14 protein-coding genes are annotated in these 16,829 nt (G+C 61.4%); 10 read left to right on the top strand and 4 right to left on the bottom strand.

Annotated features, from left to right (window positions below; all coding sequences use genetic code 11):
* Nucleotides 1-203: 203 nt before the first annotated feature.
* Nucleotides 204-809 carry a DUF922 domain-containing protein gene (locus tag AB5Y70_RS04660; protein ID WP_010674487.1) on the top strand — a complete coding sequence of 202 codons (606 nt, stop codon included), beginning with the start codon at nt 204-206 and terminating at the stop codon, nt 807-809.
* 118 nt (nt 810-927) lie between these two features.
* Here AB5Y70_RS04660 and mnmC read toward each other — a convergent pair whose 3' ends face one another.
* A complete protein-coding gene (mnmC, locus tag AB5Y70_RS04655) occupies nt 928-2,943 on the bottom strand; it encodes a bifunctional tRNA (5-methylaminomethyl-2-thiouridine)(34)-methyltransferase MnmD/FAD-dependent 5-carboxymethylaminomethyl-2-thiouridine(34) oxidoreductase MnmC (RefSeq protein WP_174217469.1) in 2,016 nt (671 codons plus the stop codon).
* 90 nt (nt 2,944-3,033) lie between these two features.
* On the opposite strand from mnmC, the gene fabB reads away from it, so the two are divergent.
* Nucleotides 3,034-4,245 carry a beta-ketoacyl-ACP synthase I gene (fabB, locus tag AB5Y70_RS04650; protein ID WP_029314417.1) on the top strand — a complete coding sequence of 404 codons (1,212 nt, stop codon included), beginning with the start codon at nt 3,034-3,036 and terminating at the stop codon, nt 4,243-4,245.
* 69 nt (nt 4,246-4,314) lie between these two features.
* On the opposite strand, the gene AB5Y70_RS04645 is transcribed toward fabB, so the two are convergent.
* From AB5Y70_RS04645 to AB5Y70_RS04635, 3 genes are all read right to left on the bottom strand, one after another.
* Nucleotides 4,315-4,839, bottom strand: coding sequence for a GNAT family N-acetyltransferase (locus AB5Y70_RS04645; protein WP_010674490.1), 525 nt, complete (start codon nt 4,837-4,839; stop codon nt 4,315-4,317).
* 97 nt (nt 4,840-4,936) lie between these two features.
* On the bottom strand, nt 4,937-5,251 hold the full coding sequence (locus AB5Y70_RS04640) for a DUF4377 domain-containing protein (protein ID WP_010674491.1): 315 nt from the start codon (nt 5,249-5,251) through the stop codon (nt 4,937-4,939).
* Between the two features lie 93 nt (nt 5,252-5,344).
* Nucleotides 5,345-6,631, bottom strand: coding sequence for a citrate synthase (locus tag AB5Y70_RS04635; RefSeq protein ID WP_010674492.1), 1,287 nt, complete (start codon nt 6,629-6,631; stop codon nt 5,345-5,347).
* A 423-nt stretch (nt 6,632-7,054) separates the two neighbouring features.
* Between AB5Y70_RS04635 and sdhC the strand changes: the two genes are divergently transcribed.
* From sdhC to sucD, 8 genes are all read left to right on the top strand, one after another.
* A complete protein-coding gene (gene sdhC, locus AB5Y70_RS04630; protein ID WP_029314418.1) occupies nt 7,055-7,444 on the top strand; it encodes a succinate dehydrogenase cytochrome b556 subunit in 390 nt (129 codons plus the stop codon).
* Nucleotides 7,438-7,782, top strand: a complete 345-nt coding sequence (gene sdhD / locus AB5Y70_RS04625; RefSeq protein ID WP_010674495.1) for a succinate dehydrogenase, hydrophobic membrane anchor protein — start codon at nt 7,438-7,440, stop codon at nt 7,780-7,782. Before sdhC ends, sdhD begins: the two co-directional genes overlap by 7 nt.
* A 1-nt stretch (nt 7,783) precedes the next feature.
* The gene (gene sdhA, locus AB5Y70_RS04620) at nt 7,784-9,550 is read left to right on the top strand and encodes a succinate dehydrogenase flavoprotein subunit (RefSeq protein WP_029314421.1); all 1,767 of its coding nucleotides are present in this window, start codon (nt 7,784-7,786) and stop codon (nt 9,548-9,550) included.
* A gap of 17 nt (nt 9,551-9,567) precedes the next feature.
* Nucleotides 9,568-10,284, top strand: a complete 717-nt coding sequence (locus AB5Y70_RS04615; protein ID WP_010674497.1) for a succinate dehydrogenase iron-sulfur subunit — start codon at nt 9,568-9,570, stop codon at nt 10,282-10,284.
* A 114-nt stretch (nt 10,285-10,398) separates the two neighbouring features.
* Nucleotides 10,399-13,209 (top strand): 2-oxoglutarate dehydrogenase E1 component, encoded by a 2,811-nt coding sequence (gene sucA / locus AB5Y70_RS04610; protein ID WP_010674498.1) that lies wholly within the window; start codon nt 10,399-10,401, stop codon nt 13,207-13,209.
* A gap of 88 nt (nt 13,210-13,297) precedes the next feature.
* Nucleotides 13,298-14,491 (top strand): 2-oxoglutarate dehydrogenase complex dihydrolipoyllysine-residue succinyltransferase, encoded by a 1,194-nt coding sequence (gene odhB, locus AB5Y70_RS04605; protein WP_010674499.1) that lies wholly within the window; start codon nt 13,298-13,300, stop codon nt 14,489-14,491.
* A gap of 108 nt (nt 14,492-14,599) precedes the next feature.
* A complete protein-coding gene (gene sucC / locus AB5Y70_RS04600; RefSeq protein WP_005300220.1) occupies nt 14,600-15,766 on the top strand; it encodes an ADP-forming succinate--CoA ligase subunit beta in 1,167 nt (388 codons plus the stop codon).
* The gene (gene sucD / locus AB5Y70_RS04595) at nt 15,766-16,638 is read left to right on the top strand and encodes a succinate--CoA ligase subunit alpha (protein WP_005300222.1); all 873 of its coding nucleotides are present in this window, start codon (nt 15,766-15,768) and stop codon (nt 16,636-16,638) included. Before sucC ends, sucD begins: the two co-directional genes overlap by 1 nt.
* Nucleotides 16,639-16,829 lie beyond the last annotated feature (191 nt).

Raw genomic sequence — 16,829 nt, 5'->3', positions numbered from 1 at the left:
CACCATCCATTCGATGGCAGCTTGTGATCTCGACTGCAAATCCCCGCCTGAGCCGGGGTGATGACTCGCACGTTTGCAGCAACCGGGTGCCAAGAGCGGATGACAGGGGGCTGGATCAGGGGTAATCTCCCAATCGGGTTATTAATGCATTGATTATTAATTGAAATTAAGCCGGGACTCACAAGGAGCAAAGCCGCGGACAGATGGGACTCTTCAGCAAGACAGGGGTGACGGTGGCCCTCATTTATGCCGCCTCAATCGGTGCTGTACCTTCCCACTATGCCGGTGTGAAGGTCGCCCCCGATATCAAGGTCGACTTCCAGTTCTATCGGGTCTCCGGGGCCGATGTGGGGGCCGTGATGCGCCAGATCACCGCCTTGTCGCCCACCCAGGCGGACGGGCACATCGGCAAGGCCAGTTATCAGCTCTCCTGGCAGTTGCAGACGAAGGCGACGGCGGCGCGCTGCGAGCTGGAGCAGGCCAGCGTCCGTGCCCGCATCCAGGTCAGGGTGCCCAACTGGATGGACAAGGCCCGTGCGCCCGCGAAGGAGCGCCAGAAGTGGGACAAGCTGGTGGCCGCCATGTTTGATTACGAGAGCCGTCACAAGGATATCCTGCTGGAGAGCGTGAGCCAGCTTGGCACGCGCCTCGCCCAGTTGCCGGTGACCCGGGATTGCCCAACCCTGGAGCATCAGGGCTGGCAGGCAGGGCAGGCGGTGCTGGAGGCCACCCGGGCGCGGTTCGACACCCTGGCCAGCCAGACCGATCAGGGGCGCAAGCTGGGGGTCGTCTGGCCCAGGGCTGGCTGATGACACGTGTACAGGCCCATGGACGCTCATGGGAAACATAAAAAAACGGGCTGATTGAGCCCGTTTTTTGTTGGTGTGTCCAATGGCGTGGAGGCCGGCAGCCCCGGCTCCTGGGTGGCTAGTCGCGCAGTGGCTTGCCCCTGCGCAGCCTTCGCACCCAGTAGCGGGCGGGATGGAGCGCCTCCAGCAGATCGGCGGCCAGCGGCAGGGGCTCGCCGCAGATCTCGCTGGCGACCAGCTCGCCGCACAGGGGCGCCGAGCAGAGCCCCCGGGAGCCGAGCGCCCCCAGCACGTAGAGGCCGGCGTGCAGGGGCAGTGCGCTCTGCTGATCCGCGGGGGCGTTGACGTCATGATCCGCCAGCGCCGCCAACCGGGCGACGGGCCCGGCGACCGGCAGGTGATCCCGGCTGGCGCAGCGCACCCCGACGCGGGCCTGAGCACCGCTCACATCCACCTCGGCAGGCCAGCGCTGCTGGGGTACACAGGCTTGCAGCCGCGCCCTGTTCTGCTCCTGCTCGTCGGTGCGGTAGGCAAGGTCGGTCTGGTTGCGGCCATAGCTGGCCCCGATGCAGTGCGCGCCGTTGTGGGCCGGGGTGAGGTAGCCATCGTAGCAGAGCACGGTCTTGAGCTGGCTCAAGCCAGCCGTGGTCGGCACATGGCTCACCTGGCCGCGCACCGGATAGAGCGGCAGCTCGGCAAAGGGGAGAAGGGCTGGCAGCTGATGCCCGGCTGCCACCACCAGATTGGGGGCACGCCACTGGCGGCCATCCCGGCTCTCCACTCGCCAACCACCGTCCTGCTCGGCAATGTGGGTCGCAGCGGCATTGAACACCACTTCCAGCCGCCCGCTGGCCTGCGCCTCCCTGATGGCGGCGCGGGTGAGATCCGCCGGACAGAGCCAGCCCCCCAGGGGATAGCTCACACCATCCGCATCGCAGGGCAGGCCGACCACCTGCTCAACCTCCGCTGCCGAGAGTGGGTGCATCAGCTCGGGGGGGAAGGGGCCCTGACTCATCTTGGCAAGCTTGGCGGCGGATTTGTCGTCGTAGCCGAGTTGGGTGACGCCACACAGGGAGAAGGCGACGGGGTGGTGCTTTGCCAGGGCCAGCAGCCGGTTTCTGGCAAAGCCAAAGGCCAGCGAATAGAAGCGCGACAGGGCATCGTGCTCGCCGTTGAGCAGGGGGTAGAGCGCCCCTTGTCGATTGCCGGAGGCGCCGCTGGCCGGTTCGCCATCTTCGCACAGCAAGGTGACGTGCCGACCCCGCTCCACCAGAGAGAGCGCCGTCATGGCGGAAGCGATGCCGCCACCGATGATGAGCACCTCTCCCTCCCGCCCTGCGGGGCGGGCATACCAGGGGGCGATGCTCTGCTGCGGCACTTTGCCTTCCCGAACACCCGCCAGCATCTCCCGCTTGCTGCCATGGCCCTTCACCTTCTTCATGGCAAAGCCGGCGGCAATCAGCCCCCGTCGCACGAAACCGGCGCAGGTAAAGGTCGAGAGGGTGGCATCGGGGCGGGCGAGGCGAGCGAGATCGTCGAAGAGATCTTGGGTCCACATCTCTGGGTTCTTGGCAGGGGAGAAACCGTCCAGATACCAGGCGTCCACCAGACCGGTTGCCGGATGGGGCACCTGGGGCAGCATCTCCTTGATGTCGCCAAACCAGAGATCGAGGCGGATGCGGCCATCGGCAAAGAGCAGGCGATGGCAGCCGGAGACCGGCAACGGCCACTGGTCGATGAGAGGCTGGCTCAAGGGGGCAAGCTCGGGCCAGGCGGCCAGGGCCTTGCGCAGATCGGCCTGGGTAAGGGGGTATTTCTCGACGCTGATGAAGTGCAGCCGGGATCCGTTGCCGGACAGGGGGGCCTGTTCCAGAAAGGCGGCCATTGTGGCCAGAAAGTTAAGTCCTGTACCGAAACCTGTTTCACCAATCACGAAACTGTCACTATCGTGGTGCGAAAATCGCTCTGGCAGTCGATTTTGCTGCAAAAAGACGTAGCGGGTTTCACTTAGACCGTTATCATTGGAAAAGTACACATCCCCGAACTCACTGGAGACTGGAGTTCCCGCTTCGTTCCAGTCCAATCGGGCATGATGTAAGGATGTTTGACTCACGTTTTCCTCGGCTCGCGTCACAAAATCGCGGGCATTCTACGTGAAAGCAGACCAGTTTGGCAGCCGAAAGCGGGTAGACTCGGTGCCAGTTTTTCCAGACGAGATGAATTAATGAGAAGAGCAGTGATCACCGGTATCGGCGTCATCTCCAGTATCGGCAACAACAAGGAAGAGGTGCTGGCCTCCCTGAAAGCAGGCAAATCCGGCATCACCTATTCCGAGCAGTTCGAGCAGTACAACCTGCGCAGCCGTGTCTGGGGTAACATCAAACTCGATCCGTCTGAACTGATCGACCGTAAAGTCATGCGTTTCATGGGTGACGCCGCGGCCTACGCCTACCTCTCCATGCAGCAGGCCATCGAAGATGCCGGCCTGCCGGAAGAGATGGTCTCCAACGAGCGTACCGGCATCGTGACCGGTTCCGGCGGCGCCTCCGGCAAGAACACCTCCGAGTCTGCCGATATCGCCCGTGAAAAGGGCGTCAAGCGGGTGGGTCCCTACATGGTGCCGCGTACCATGTCCTCCACCACCTCCGCCTGTCTTGCTACCCCATTCAAGATCAAGGGTGTCAACTACACCATCAGCTCCGCCTGTGCGACCTCTGCCCACTGCATCGGTCATGCCTTGGAACTGATCCAGCTTGGCAAGCAGGACATCATCTTTGCCGGTGGCGGCGAGGAGCTGGACTGGTCTTCCACCATCCAGTTCGACGCCATGGGCGCGCTCTCCACCAAGTACAACGACAACCCGGAAAAAGCGTCCCGCACCTATGATGCGGACCGCGACGGCTTCGTCATCTCCGGTGGCGGCGGCATCCTGGTGGTCGAGGAGCTGGAACACGCCCTGGCCCGTGGTGCCCACATCTACGCCGAAATCACCGGTTACGGTGCGACCTCCGACGGCTACGACATGGTGGCCCCGAGCGGTGAAGGCGCCGTGCGTTGCATGAAGATGGCGATGCAGGGGGTCGGCAAGGTGGATTACATCAACACCCACGGTACCTCCACTCCGGTCGGTGACACCAAGGAGCTGGAAGCCATTCAGACCCTGTTTGGCAGCAATGCACCCAAGCTCTCCGCCACCAAGGCGATGACCGGCCATGCTCTGGGCGCCGCCGGCGTGCACGAGGCCGTCTACTCCCTGCTGATGATGGAACACGGCTTCATCGCCCCCAGCATCAACATCGAGAATCTGGACGAGAAAGCCGTGGGCCTGCCCATCGTGCGTGAATACGAAGCGGCCGACCTCAATACCGTCATGTCCAACAGCTTCGGCTTTGGCGGTACCAACGCCTCTCTGGTGTTCAGCAAGTTCAAGGCTTGATCTCCCCGTGGGGAGCACAACGCGAAATAGAAAAAGGCGCCGAAAGGCGCCTTTTTTATTGAACTCTTTTTATTGAATTCTGCTGATGGTTCCCGGTTTGGGACCGCTGTCTGCCAGGGGCAACCGCATATAGACAGCCCCGTCACCATACTCCACCAGCGATTTGCCGGTGTCGGCGGGCACAAACCCCTGCTTGCGCCAGAAGGCGGGGGCATCCTGAACCGCCACCAGGCCTGCATGGCGATATCCAGCATGGCTCGCGAAAGCGAGCGCCCTTGCCAGCAGCCGCTGTCCGACACCCAGGCCGCGTGCCTTGCTCGAGACAGCGAGATCGTGCAGATAGAACTCGTCGTGACCGGCCAGCGCCTTCATCGGCACCGAGAGGGGCGGGGGCTGGTGGGCACGCCAGGGGTGGCAGAGCAGGTAACCCAGCACCTTGCCCTGACGCTCGGCCACCCAGCAGGAGGCGGGGGCCAGCTCGGTTTTGTTCTGCATCACCTCGAGGGGCTCTGGTTCGAACTGGTGATAACACTCGTGCTGGATGGCCATGATGGCGGGCCAGTCTGGCGTGCGGATGGTGCGGATCGTGATCATGATGCGGGTCGGGTCCGTACTCAAACCGTGGCAAAAAGGGGTGACAGCATACCCCAGAGAGCACACAAACGAAACCGGGTCACCTGTCAGCGACTCGTCAGCGAACCGGTTCCTTGCTCACGACCTTGACCAGCTGGTAGCGCAAGGAAGGGGCATCGGCCGGCACATCGGCAAGTTGCTCCTTGGTCACTTCCAGCTGGTAGCGGTAGCCCGGCTCGAAGGTGAAGCCTTCGATCTGCTGATAGAAGAGGCTCCAGCTCTCGCCTGGCTGACTACGTACCTGCATGCACTTCATGGGGGCGACGCCGACGCAGTCTGCCAGTTTGTCCTGGATATAGAGGGTTTCGGTGGTCGGGGCGCTCTGGCAGGCGCTGAGCAGGAGGGCGGAGCTGAGGAGCAGGGGAGATTTCATGATGAGTGTCCTTGGCGTAAAAGGGCGCGATTAAACCTGCAAAAGAAAAGGCGGTCAATGACCGCCTTTGTAACAAACCATGACAGATCGGGCTCAGCGCTGGTCGAGGGGCACGAATTCGCGCAGGGGCTGACCGGTGTAGAGCTGACGGGGACGGCCGATCTTCTGATCCGGGTCCGAATGCATCTCGTTCCAGTGGGCAATCCAGCCGATGGTACGGGAGATGGCGAAGATCACGGTGAACATGGACATGGGGATGCCGATGGCCTTCATGATGATGCCGGAGTAGAAGTCCACGTTCGGGTAGAGCTTCTTCTCGATGAAGTAGGGGTCGGACAGCGCGATGCGTTCCAGCTCCATGGCCACGTCCAGCAGCGGATCCTTGATCTGCAGCTCGGTAAGCACCTCGTGGCAGGTTTCACGCATCACGGTGGCACGGGGATCGTGGTTCTTGTAGACCCGGTGACCGAAGCCCATCAGACGGAACGGATCGTTCTTGTCCTTGGCGCGGCCGATGTACTCGGGGATGCGATCCACGGAGCCAATCTCTTCGAGCATCTTGAGGCAGGCTTCGTTGGCACCACCGTGGGCCGGGCCCCACAGGGAGGCGATCCCCGCGGCGATACAGGCAAACGGGTTGGCACCGGAAGAACCGGCCAGACGCACGGTGGAGGTGGAGGCGTTTTGCTCATGGTCCGCATGCAGGGTGAAAATGCGGTCCATGGCGCGCTCGACGATGGGGTTGACCTTGTACTCTTCGGTCGGCACGCCAAACATCATGTGCAGGAAGTTGCCTGCATAGGAGAGGGCGTTGCGCGGCTGCATGAAGGGCTGACCGATGGAGTACTTGTAACACATGGCGGCCAGGGTCGGCATCTTGGAGAGCAGACGGAAGGCACAGATCTCGCGATGCTCCTCGTTGTTGATGTCGAGGGCGTCGTGATAGAAAGCGGACAGCGCGCTGACCACGCCGCACATGACGGCCATGGGGTGGGCGTCGCGGCGGAAGCCGCGGAAGAAGAAGGCGATCTGCTCGTGCACCATGGTGTGGCGGGTGACCAGACGTTCAAATTCCGCATATTGGGTCTTGGTGGGGGCCTCGCCGTACAGCAGGATGTAGCAGACTTCGAGGTAGCTGGCCTGGGTGGCCAACTGGGCGATGGGGTAACCGCGGTGCAGCAAGACACCCTGGTCGCCATCGATGTAGGTGATAGATGATTTGCAAGAACCGGTGGCCATGAAACCGGGGTCGAAGGTGAAATATCCTTGCGTGCCCAGCTTTCTGACATCGATCACATCGGGTCCAACGGTACCGGAGAGGATCGGCAATTCAACCGGCTCTTTTCCGGGCAGATGTAGGGTGGCTATCTTATCAGCCATAGCACGTCTCCTTTGCTCTTTTATAATTTGGTTCCAGCCCTACTTTATTACGACTGTTATGACGCTGGCAAAGGTTCTTACCCGTACCACGGCGGCTGGAGCGCCTTATTTGAACCAGAGAACCATGTCTTTGTCAATTTTGCTGGATGATCATTAATGACTTGTTAAAGCTGTTGTGAGATCTGGTTTACGGTTTTGGATTTTCTGTGTAGCTATTTGATTGTCATTGGTTAAGGCCGCCGATATACTGCGCCACGTGGGTGATGGTCGTCGGTGTTTGAAACGCTTTCGCAAAGCCAGATGTGATATCGAAAATGTTATTTTTGGCTTTCCTGAGTTGTTTTGGTAACAAAAACCTAACAAATGCCACTCCTCGCCCTCAAAGCGTGTGAAAACAATAACTAACGTGCTCAATGGAGCTGAGTGGGCAAAGCCGTGAAAAACAAACAGAGACCTGTAAACCTCGACCTACAGACGATCAGCTTTCCTGTCACCGCCATCGCTTCCATCTTGCATCGTGTCTCAGGGGTCATCACCTTTGTGGCATTGGCCATCTTGCTGTGGATGCTTGGTACTTCACTCGCCTCTCCCGAAGGATTTGAATCGGTCGTTGCCATCATGGACAACTTCCTGGTCAAGTTCGTGCTGTGGGGGATCCTGACCGCGCTGGCTTACCACATCGTGGGCGGTCTGCGGCACCTGGTCATGGACATGGGCTATTGGGAAGAGCTGGAATCCGGTAATCAGAGTGCCCGTGTGGCCTTCGTGATCACCGCGGTTTTGGCGGTATTGGCGGGGGTGCTGGTATGGTAACCAATTCTGCAACTTTCGGGCGCAGCGGTGTTCATGATTACATCCTGATCCGCGCCACCGCCCTCATCATGACGTGCTACGTCCTCTATCTGGTTGGCTTTGTCGCGTTCAACGACATCACCTACGAGGTGTGGACCGGCTTCTTCTCCAACACCTTCACCAAGGTCTTCACCCTGCTGACGCTCGTATGCGTCTTGATCCACGCCTGGATCGGTCTGTGGCAGGTGCTGACCGACTATATCAAGCCGGTCGGACTGCGCGGTGCGCTGCAGTTTGTGCTGGTGGTGGTGCTGTTTGTCTATGTGATGACTGGTTTCGTCGTGCTGTGGGGTGTGTAAGGTGACTATTCCAACTCGTGAATTTGATGCGGTCGTGATCGGTGCCGGTGGCGCCGGTATGCGCGCCGCGCTGCAGATTGCCCAGTCCGGCAAGAGCTGCGCCCTGTTATCCAAGGTTTTCCCGACCCGTTCCCACACGGTCTCCGCCCAGGGCGGGATCACGGTCGCCCTGGGCAATGCCCACGACGACAACTGGCAGTGGCACATGTATGACACCGTCAAGGGCTCCGATTATATCGGTGATCAGGAAGCCATCGAGTACATGTGCAAGACCGGCCCCGAGGCCATCTATGAGCTGGAGAACATGGGCTTGCCTTTCTCCCGCTTTGACAACGGTACCGTCTACCAGCGTCCGTTCGGCGGTCAGTCCAAAAACTTCGGCGGCGAGCAGGCTGCCCGCACCGCGGCGGCAGCCGACCGTACCGGTCACGCCCTGCTGCACACCCTGTATCAACAAAACGTCAAGAACAAGACCACCGTCTTCTCCGAGTGGTATGCCCTGGATCTGGTGAAGAACCAGGATGGCCATATCGTCGGCTGTACCGCCATCGACATGGAGAGCGGCGAGGTCGTCTACTTCAAGGCCAAGGCCACCGTGCTCGCCACCGGCGGCGCCGGTCGCATCTACCAGTCCACCACCAACGCCCACATCAACACCGGTGACGGCGTCGGCATGGCGCTGCGTGCCGGGGTCGGCGTGCAGGACATGGAGTTCTGGCAGTTCCACCCCACCGGTATCGCCGGGGCAGGGGTACTGGTCACCGAAGGTTGCCGTGGTGAAGGCGGCTACCTGCTGAACAAGGACGGCGAGCGCTTCATGGAGCGTTATGCACCAAACGCCAAGGATCTGGCCGGTCGCGACGTGGTGGCCCGTTCCATCATGATCGAGATCCGCGAAGGCCGTGGCTGTGACGGTCCCTGGGGCCCGCACATCAAGCTCAAGCTGGATCATCTGGGCAAAGAGGTGCTGGAATCCCGCCTGCCGGGCATCTGCGAGCTCTCTCGCACCTTCGCCCACGTGGATCCGGTCAAAGAGCCCATCCCCATCATCCCGACCTGCCACTACATGATGGGCGGCGTGCCGACCAGCGTGAACGGCCAGTGCCTGACCCAGGACAAGGATGGCAACGACGTGCCGGTGGTCGGTCTGTTCGCGGTGGGCGAGATCGCCTGCGTCTCCGTGCACGGTGCCAACCGTCTGGGCGGCAACTCCCTGCTGGATCTGGTGGTGTTCGGTCGTGCTGCCGGCATGCACCTGGTGGAGACCCTTGGTTCGATGGAGCACGGTGTGGAAGCCACCGACGCCGACATCGCCAAGGCGCTGGAGCGCTTCAACCGCTGGGAAAACAACCGTGACGGGGAAGACCCGGCACAGATCCGCAAGGACCTGCAGCGCTGCATGCAGAACAACTTCTCCGTGTTCCGGGAAGGGGATGCCATGGCAGAAGGGCTGGCCGAGCTGAAACTCATCCGCGAGCGTCTCAAGAACGCCCGTCTGGACGACACCTCCAAGGAGTTCAATACCCAGCGCATCGAGTGCCTGGAGCTGGACAACCTGATGGAGACCGCCTATGCCACCGCGGTGGCGGCGAACTTCCGTACCGAGAGTCGTGGCGCCCACAGCCGCTTCGACTTCCCGGAGCGTGACGATGAGAGCTGGCTGTGCCACAGCCTCTATCATCCGGACACCGAGTCCATGACCCGTCGCGCTGTCAACATGTCACCCAAGACCCGTGAGGCGTTCCCGCCCAAGGTCCGGACTTACTGATTGCGGAGCCAAGCACAATGAACGTCACATTCTCTGTCTACAGATACAATCCGGACGTTGATAACGTCCCGTATATGAAGGATTATCGTCTTGATATTCCTGAAGGTTCCGACATGATGGTACTCGACGCACTGATCCAGCTCAAGGAGCTGGATCCCACGCTCGCCTTCCGCCGCTCCTGCCGCGAAGGGGTCTGTGGATCTGACGGTCTCAACATGAATGGCAAGAACGGTCTGGCCTGCATCACGCCGCTCTCCGATCTCTTGAAGAAGGGCAGCAAGGTCGTCATTCGACCCTTGCCCGGTCTGCCGGTGATCCGGGATCTGGTGATCGACATGACCCAGTTCTACACCCAGTGGGAGAAGGTCAAACCCTTCCTCATCAACGACGAAAAACTGCCGCCCGTGCGTGAGCACCTGCAATCCCCCGAAGAGCGCGCCAAGCTGGATGGCCTGTACGAGTGCATACTCTGTGCCTGCTGCTCCACCTCTTGCCCCTCCTTCTGGTGGAACCCGGACAAGTTCATCGGTCCGGCCGGCCTGCTCGCCGCCTATCGCTGGCTGGCGGACAGCCGCGACACTGCGGCCAGTGAGCGACTGGGCAACCTGGATGACGCCTTCAGCGTGTTCCGCTGCCACGGCATCATGAACTGCGTGAACGTCTGTCCCAAGGGCTTGAACCCGACCAAGGCCATCGGTCAGATCAAGTCGATGTTGCTCAACCGAGCCGTGTAGTATCGGGGCCAGGGCGCCTTGCGCCGGGCCCGACCTCTGGATAGCCATCCCGCCCCGGGATGGCTATGACCCTACAAGCTGCAGTGCAGCGAACAAGATGTACAAGGGATAGAAATGCATAACGGCGTGATGAAGGCCTGGTTGGAGTCATCTCACCTGGCTGGTGCGAATGCAAGCTACATTGAGGATTTGTACGAATCCTTCCTGGAAAACCCCGACTCCGTTGCCGACGAATGGCGCAGCCTGTTCCAGTCGCTGCCCCAGGTCAACGGACATGCAGTAGAACAACCCCACTCCCAGGTTCGCGACTATTTCCGCCGCCTGGCCAAGGACTCCTCCCGTTACAGCGCTCCCGTCTCCGATCCCCAGGTGGATGCCAAACAGGTTCGCGTACTGCAACTGATCAACGCCTTCCGCTTCCGCGGTCACCAGAACGCCAACCTGGACCCCCTGGGTCTGTGGCAGCGCGAGCCGGTCGCCGAGCTGGATCCGGCCTTCCACAACCTGCAAGGTGCAGACATGGAGGCCACCTTCAATGTGGGCTCCTACGCCATCGGTCGCGAGACCATGGTGCTCTCCGATCTGTATGCCTCGCTGAAGAAAACCTATTGCGGCAGCATCGGCGCCGACTACATGCACCTCACCTCCACCGAGGAGAAGCGCTGGCTGCAAGACAGGCTGGAATCCATCGAAGGGAAGGGCAACTATACCCTCGAAGAGAAGACCCGCTTCCTCGAGAGCCTGACCGCCGCCGAAGGGCTGGAAAAATACCTGGGTGCCAAGTTCCCGGGGGCCAAGCGTTTCTCCCTGGAAGGGGGCGATGCCATGGTGCCCATGCTCAAAGAGCTTATTCGCCGCGCCGGTGAGCAGGGTTGCAAGGAAGCCGTCATCGGTATGGCCCACCGCGGTCGCCTCAACGTGCTCATCAACGTACTGGGCAAGCGCGCTCAGGACCTGTTCGACGAGTTCGCCGGCAAGCACGGCGAATCCTGGGGCACAGGGGATGTGAAGTACCACATGGGCTTCTCCTCCGACTTCGCCACCCCGGGCGGCAACGTCCACCTGGCGCTCGCCTTCAACCCGTCGCACCTCGAGATCGTCAACCCCGTGGTCATCGGCTCCGTGCGTGCCCGTATGGACCGTCGCGGTGACAAGGACGGCTCCAGCGTCCTGCCCATCACCATCCACGGTGACTCCGCCATCGCGGGGCAGGGGGTCGTTGCCGAGACCTTCAACATGTCCCAGACCCGTGCCTATGGCGTGGGCGGGACGGTGCGCATCGTCATCAACAACCAGGTGGGCTTCACCACCTCCTATATCCGTGACCTGCGCTCCACCGAATATTGCACCGACATCGCCAAGGCGGTGCAGGCACCTGTGCTGCACGTCAACGGGGATGACCCGGAAGCCGTGGTACTGGTGACCCAGATTGCCCTGGATTACCGCAACACCTTCAAGCGCGACGTGGTGATCGAGCTGGTCTGCTACCGTCGTCACGGTCACAATGAGGCTGACGAGCCGAGCGCGACCCAGCCCCTGATGTATCAGAAGATCAAGCAGCACCCGACCCCGCGCAAGATCTACGCCGATCAGCTGATCGCCGAAGGAGCCATCGCACCGGAGCTGGCTACCACCCTGGTCAACGACTATCGCGATACCCTGGATCGGGGCGAGCGGGTGAGCAAGGAATGGCGCCCCATGGAGCTGCATTCCGTGGACTGGACCCCTTATCTGGGTCACGACTGGGCCATGGCCTATGACAGCACTGTGCCGATGGATCACCTGAAGGCCCTCGGCGAGCGCATCAGCCAGTATCCGGCCACCCATGTGCTGCAACGCCAGGTCGAGAAGATCTACGAAGACCGTCGCCTGATGGCCGCCGGTGAGAAACTGGTGGACTGGGGCTTTGCCGAGACCCTGGCCTACGCCACCCTGGTGGACAAGGGATCCCGCATTCGCTTTACCGGGGAAGACTCCGGCCGCGGTACCTTCTTCCATCGCCACGCCGTGCTGCACAGCCAGACCGATGCCAGCACCTACACCCCGCTGTGCAACCTGCACGACGAGCAGGGCCCGTTCGAGGTGTACGACTCCGTGCTGACCGAGAACGCGGTACTGGCGTTTGAATATGGCTACGCCAGCGCGGAGCCGGCCGGTCTCACCATCTGGGAAGCCCAGTTCGGTGACTTCGCCAACTGCGCCCAGGTGGTGGTGGACCAGTTCCTCTCCTCCGGCGAGCAGAAGTGGGGCCGGATGTGCGGCCTGACCATGCTGCTGCCCCACGGTTACGAGGGCCAGGGCCCGGAGCACTCCTCTGCCCGTCTGGAGCGTTATCTGCAGATGTGCGCCCAGCACAACATGCAGGTGTGCGTGCCCTCCACCCCGGCGCAGGTGTTCCACATGCTGCGTCGCCAGGTGGTGCGCCCCATGCGCCGTCCGCTCATCGTGATGACGCCCAAATCCCTGCTGCGCCACCCGCTGGCGGTGAGCAAGCTCGAAGAGCTGGCAGAGGGCACCTTCCAGAACGCCATCGGCGAAATCGATGCGCTGGATCCCAAAGGCGTCAAGCGCGTGGTCTTCTGCTCCGGCAAGGTTTACTACGACCTGCTCGATGCCCGTCGCAAGGCCGAGCAGCAGGACGTGGCCCTGGTACGGATCGAGCAGCTCTACCCCTTCCCGGAAGAGGAAGTGCGCGCCATCCTGGCCGATTACAGCCATGTCACCGACTTCGTCTGGTGTCAGGAAGAGCCGCAGAACCAGGGCGCCTGGTACAGCACCCGTCATCACTACGACAGCGTGCTGCCAAGCCATGCCCGTCTGCGTTATGCCGGTCGCCCGGCCTCGGCCTCACCGGCCGTCGGTTACATGTCCGTCCACGCCAAGCAGCAAAAAGCCCTGGTGGAAGACGCCCTTACCCTGGAATGAACGAGTTGTGGATGAGGAGGGCCCGTGTCGGGATCCTCTCTGACCTGGAACAAGCCTGCTGGCCAAGAAGTAACAAGGAACTGATTACATGACTATCGAGATCAAGGTACCGGACCTGCCGGAATCAGTGGCGGATGCCACCATCGCGACCTGGCACAAGAAACCGGGTGATCTGGTTGCCCGTGACGAAGTGCTGGTTGACATCGAAACCGATAAAGTCGTGCTGGAAGTGCCCGCGCCGGAAGCCGGCGTACTGGGCGACATCCTGCAGAGCGAAGGGGCCACCGTGCTCTCCCGCCAGCTGATCGCCATGCTCAAGCCGGCCCCCGTTGCCGGTGAAGCGACCAGCGAAAAGCCGGTGGAAGCCGTGGCCGATGACGCAGCCGATGGCCTGAGCCCTTCCGTGCGCCGCATGGTGGCCGAGCATGACATCGACGTCGCCAAGCTGACCGGCACTGGCAAGGGTGGTCGTGTCACCAAGGAAGACGTGGAAGCCTTCATCAAGAATCTGGGCAAGGCTCCCGTGGCTGCGCCGACTGCTGCCACTCCCGTGGCTGCCGCACCGGTCGCGCCGCTGGCCGGTCGCACCGAGAAGCGTGTGCCCATGACCCGTCTGCGCAAGCGCATCGCCGAGCGTCTGCTGGAGGCCAAGAACACCACCGCCATGCTGACCACTTTCAACGAGATCAACATGGCGCCCATCATGAAGCTGCGCAAGCAGTACGGCGAGATCTTCGAGAAGAAGCACGGCATCAAGCTCGGCTTCATGTCCTTCTATGTGAAGGCCGTGGTCGAATCCCTCAAGCGCTACCCGGAAGTGAACGCGGCGCTGGACGGTGACGACATCGTCTACCACAACTACTTCGACATCAGCATCGCCGTCTCCACCCCCCGTGGTCTGGTGACCCCGGTGCTGCGCGACTGCGACAACATGAGCCTGGCGGACATCGAGAAGGCCATCAAGGATCTGGCCGGCAAGGGCCGTGACGGCAAGCTGACCGTGGATGAACTGACTGGCGGCAACTTCACCATCACCAACGGCGGCGTGTTCGGCTCCCTGATGTCCACCCCCATCATCAACCCGCCCCAGAGCGCCATTCTGGGTATGCACAAGATCCAGGACCGCCCCATGGCCGTCGACGGCAAGGTCGAGATCCTGCCGATGATGTACCTGGCGCTCTCCTACGATCACCGCATCATCGACGGCCGCGAGTCCGTGGGCTTCCTGGTCTCCATCAAGGAGCTCCTGGAAGACCCGACCCGTCTGCTGCTGGATGTCTGAGCAAGCGTGACTGAAAGATAACGAGGGGCCGCCCAGGCCCCCCCATTCACAGGGGATTGAGAAACACGAGCCCCGGACGGAAATACCTACAACACGGATAGAGCATCTATGAATCTGCATGAATATCAGGCAAAACAGCTGTTTGCCGAGTATGGCCTGCCGGTCTCCGAAGGTTATGCCTGTGCCACCCCGCAGGAAGCGGCCGAAGCGGCCGACAAGATTGGCGGCAACACCTGGGTCGTCAAGTGCCAGGTCCACGCCGGTGGCCGCGGCAAGGCGGGCGGCGTCAAGCTGGCCAAGAGCAAGGACGAGATCCGCGCCTTCGCCCAGAACTGGCTCGGCAAGAACCTGGTGACCTATCAGACTGACGCCAATGGTCAGCCGGTTACCAAGATCCTGGTGGAGTCCTGCACCGACATCGCCAAGGAACTGTACCTGGGCGCCGTGGTTGACCGTGGCTCTCGCCGCGTGGTCTTCATGGCTTCCACCGAAGGTGGTGTGGAGATTGAGAAAGTCGCCCACGAAACCCCGGAACTCATTCACAAGGCTGCCATCGATCCCCTGGTAGGCCCGCAGCCTTATCAGGCCCGCGAGCTGGCCTTCAAGCTGGGTCTGGTCGGCGATCAGATCAAGCAGTTCACCAAGATCTTCATGGGCCTGGGCCAGATGTTCCTGGACTGCGACTTCGCCCTGCTGGAGATCAACCCCCTGGTCATCACCGACAAGGGCAACCTGCACTGCCTGGACGGCAAGATCAACATCGACGCCAACGCCCTGTACCGTCAGCCCAAGCTGCGCGAGATGCACGACCCGTCCCAGGATGACCCCCGCGAAGCGCACGCCGCCCAGTGGGAGCTGAACTATGTGGCGCTCGATGGCAACATCGGCTGCATGGTCAACGGCGCGGGCCTGGCCATGGGCACCATGGACATCGTCAACCTGCACGGCGGTTCCCCGGCCAACTTCCTGGACGTCGGCGGCGGCGCCACCAAGGAGCGCGTGACCGAGGCCTTCAAGATCATCCTCTCCGACAGCAAGGTACAAGCCGTGCTGGTCAACATCTTTGGCGGCATCGTGCGCTGCGACATGATCGCGGAAGGCATCATCGGCGCCGTCAAGGAAGTGGGGGTGAAAGTGCCCGTGGTGGTGCGTCTGGAAGGCAACAACGCCGAACTGGGTGCCCGTAAACTGGCCGACAGCGGCCTCAATATCATCGCCGCAACGAGTCTGACTGACGCAGCTCAGCAAGTGGTAAAAGCAGCGGAGGCCAAATAATGAGCGTTCTGATCAACAAAGACACCAAGGTGATCTGCCAGGGCTTTACCGGCGGTCAGGGTACCTTCCACTCCGAACAGGCCATTGCCTACGGTACCCAGATGGTCGGCGGCGTCTCCCCGGGCAAGGGTGGCACCACCCACCTGGGCCTGCCGGTGTTCAACACTGTCCGTGACGCCGTGGAAGCCACCGGCGCCACCGCCTCCGTCATCTATGTACCGGCCCCGTTCTGCAAGGACGCCATCCTGGAAGCCATCGATGCCGGTATCAAGCTCATCGTCACCATCACCGAAGGCATCCCGACCCTGGACATGCTGGACGTCAAGGTGAAGCTGCAGGAAACCGGCGTGCGCATGATCGGCCCCAACTGCCCGGGTGTCATCACCCCGGGTGAGTGCAAGATTGGCATCATGCCGGGCCACATCCACAAGCCGGGCAAGGTGGGCATCGTCTCCCGCTCCGGCACCCTGACCTACGAAGCGGTCAAGCAGACCACGGACGAGGGCTTCGGCCAGTCCACCTGCGTCGGTATCGGTGGCGACCCCATCCCGGGTTCCAACTTCATCGACATCCTGGAGATGTTCCAGAATGACCCGCAGACCGAAGCCATCGTGATGATCGGCGAGATCGGCGGCAACGCCGAGGAAGACGCGGCGGCCTACATCAAGGCCCACGTCACCAAGCCGGTGGTCTCCTACATCGCGGGCGTCACCGCCCCGGCTGGCAAGCGCATGGGTCATGCGGGCGCCATCATCGCCGGTGGCAAAGGCACGGCAGCAGAGAAATTTGCCGCCCTGGAAGATGCCGGCGTGAAAACCGTGCGCTCCCTGGCCGATATCGGCAAGGCCCTGCGTGAAGTGACCGGCTGGTAAGTCAGCCTATTATCTCTAATTGAAAAAGCCGCCCAATGGGCGGCTTTTTTATGGCTGACTATCTTAAATAGTAATCGGTGTTCGTGAATGTCAGAATGTATGGAGATGGTATTCACCTGACAGTTGCCCACAAAAGGGAGTGGTCATACGGCTTCAAACCGGATAACAAAACGGTACCCCTACCGTGTTAT

The sequence above is a fragment of the Aeromonas sp. s1(2024) genome, from assembly GCF_040908005.1.
Lineage (GTDB): Bacteria > Pseudomonadota > Gammaproteobacteria > Enterobacterales > Aeromonadaceae > Aeromonas > Aeromonas caviae.
Note: the sequence above shows the minus strand (reverse complement) of the source record. Positions and strands in the feature narration are given on the sequence as shown.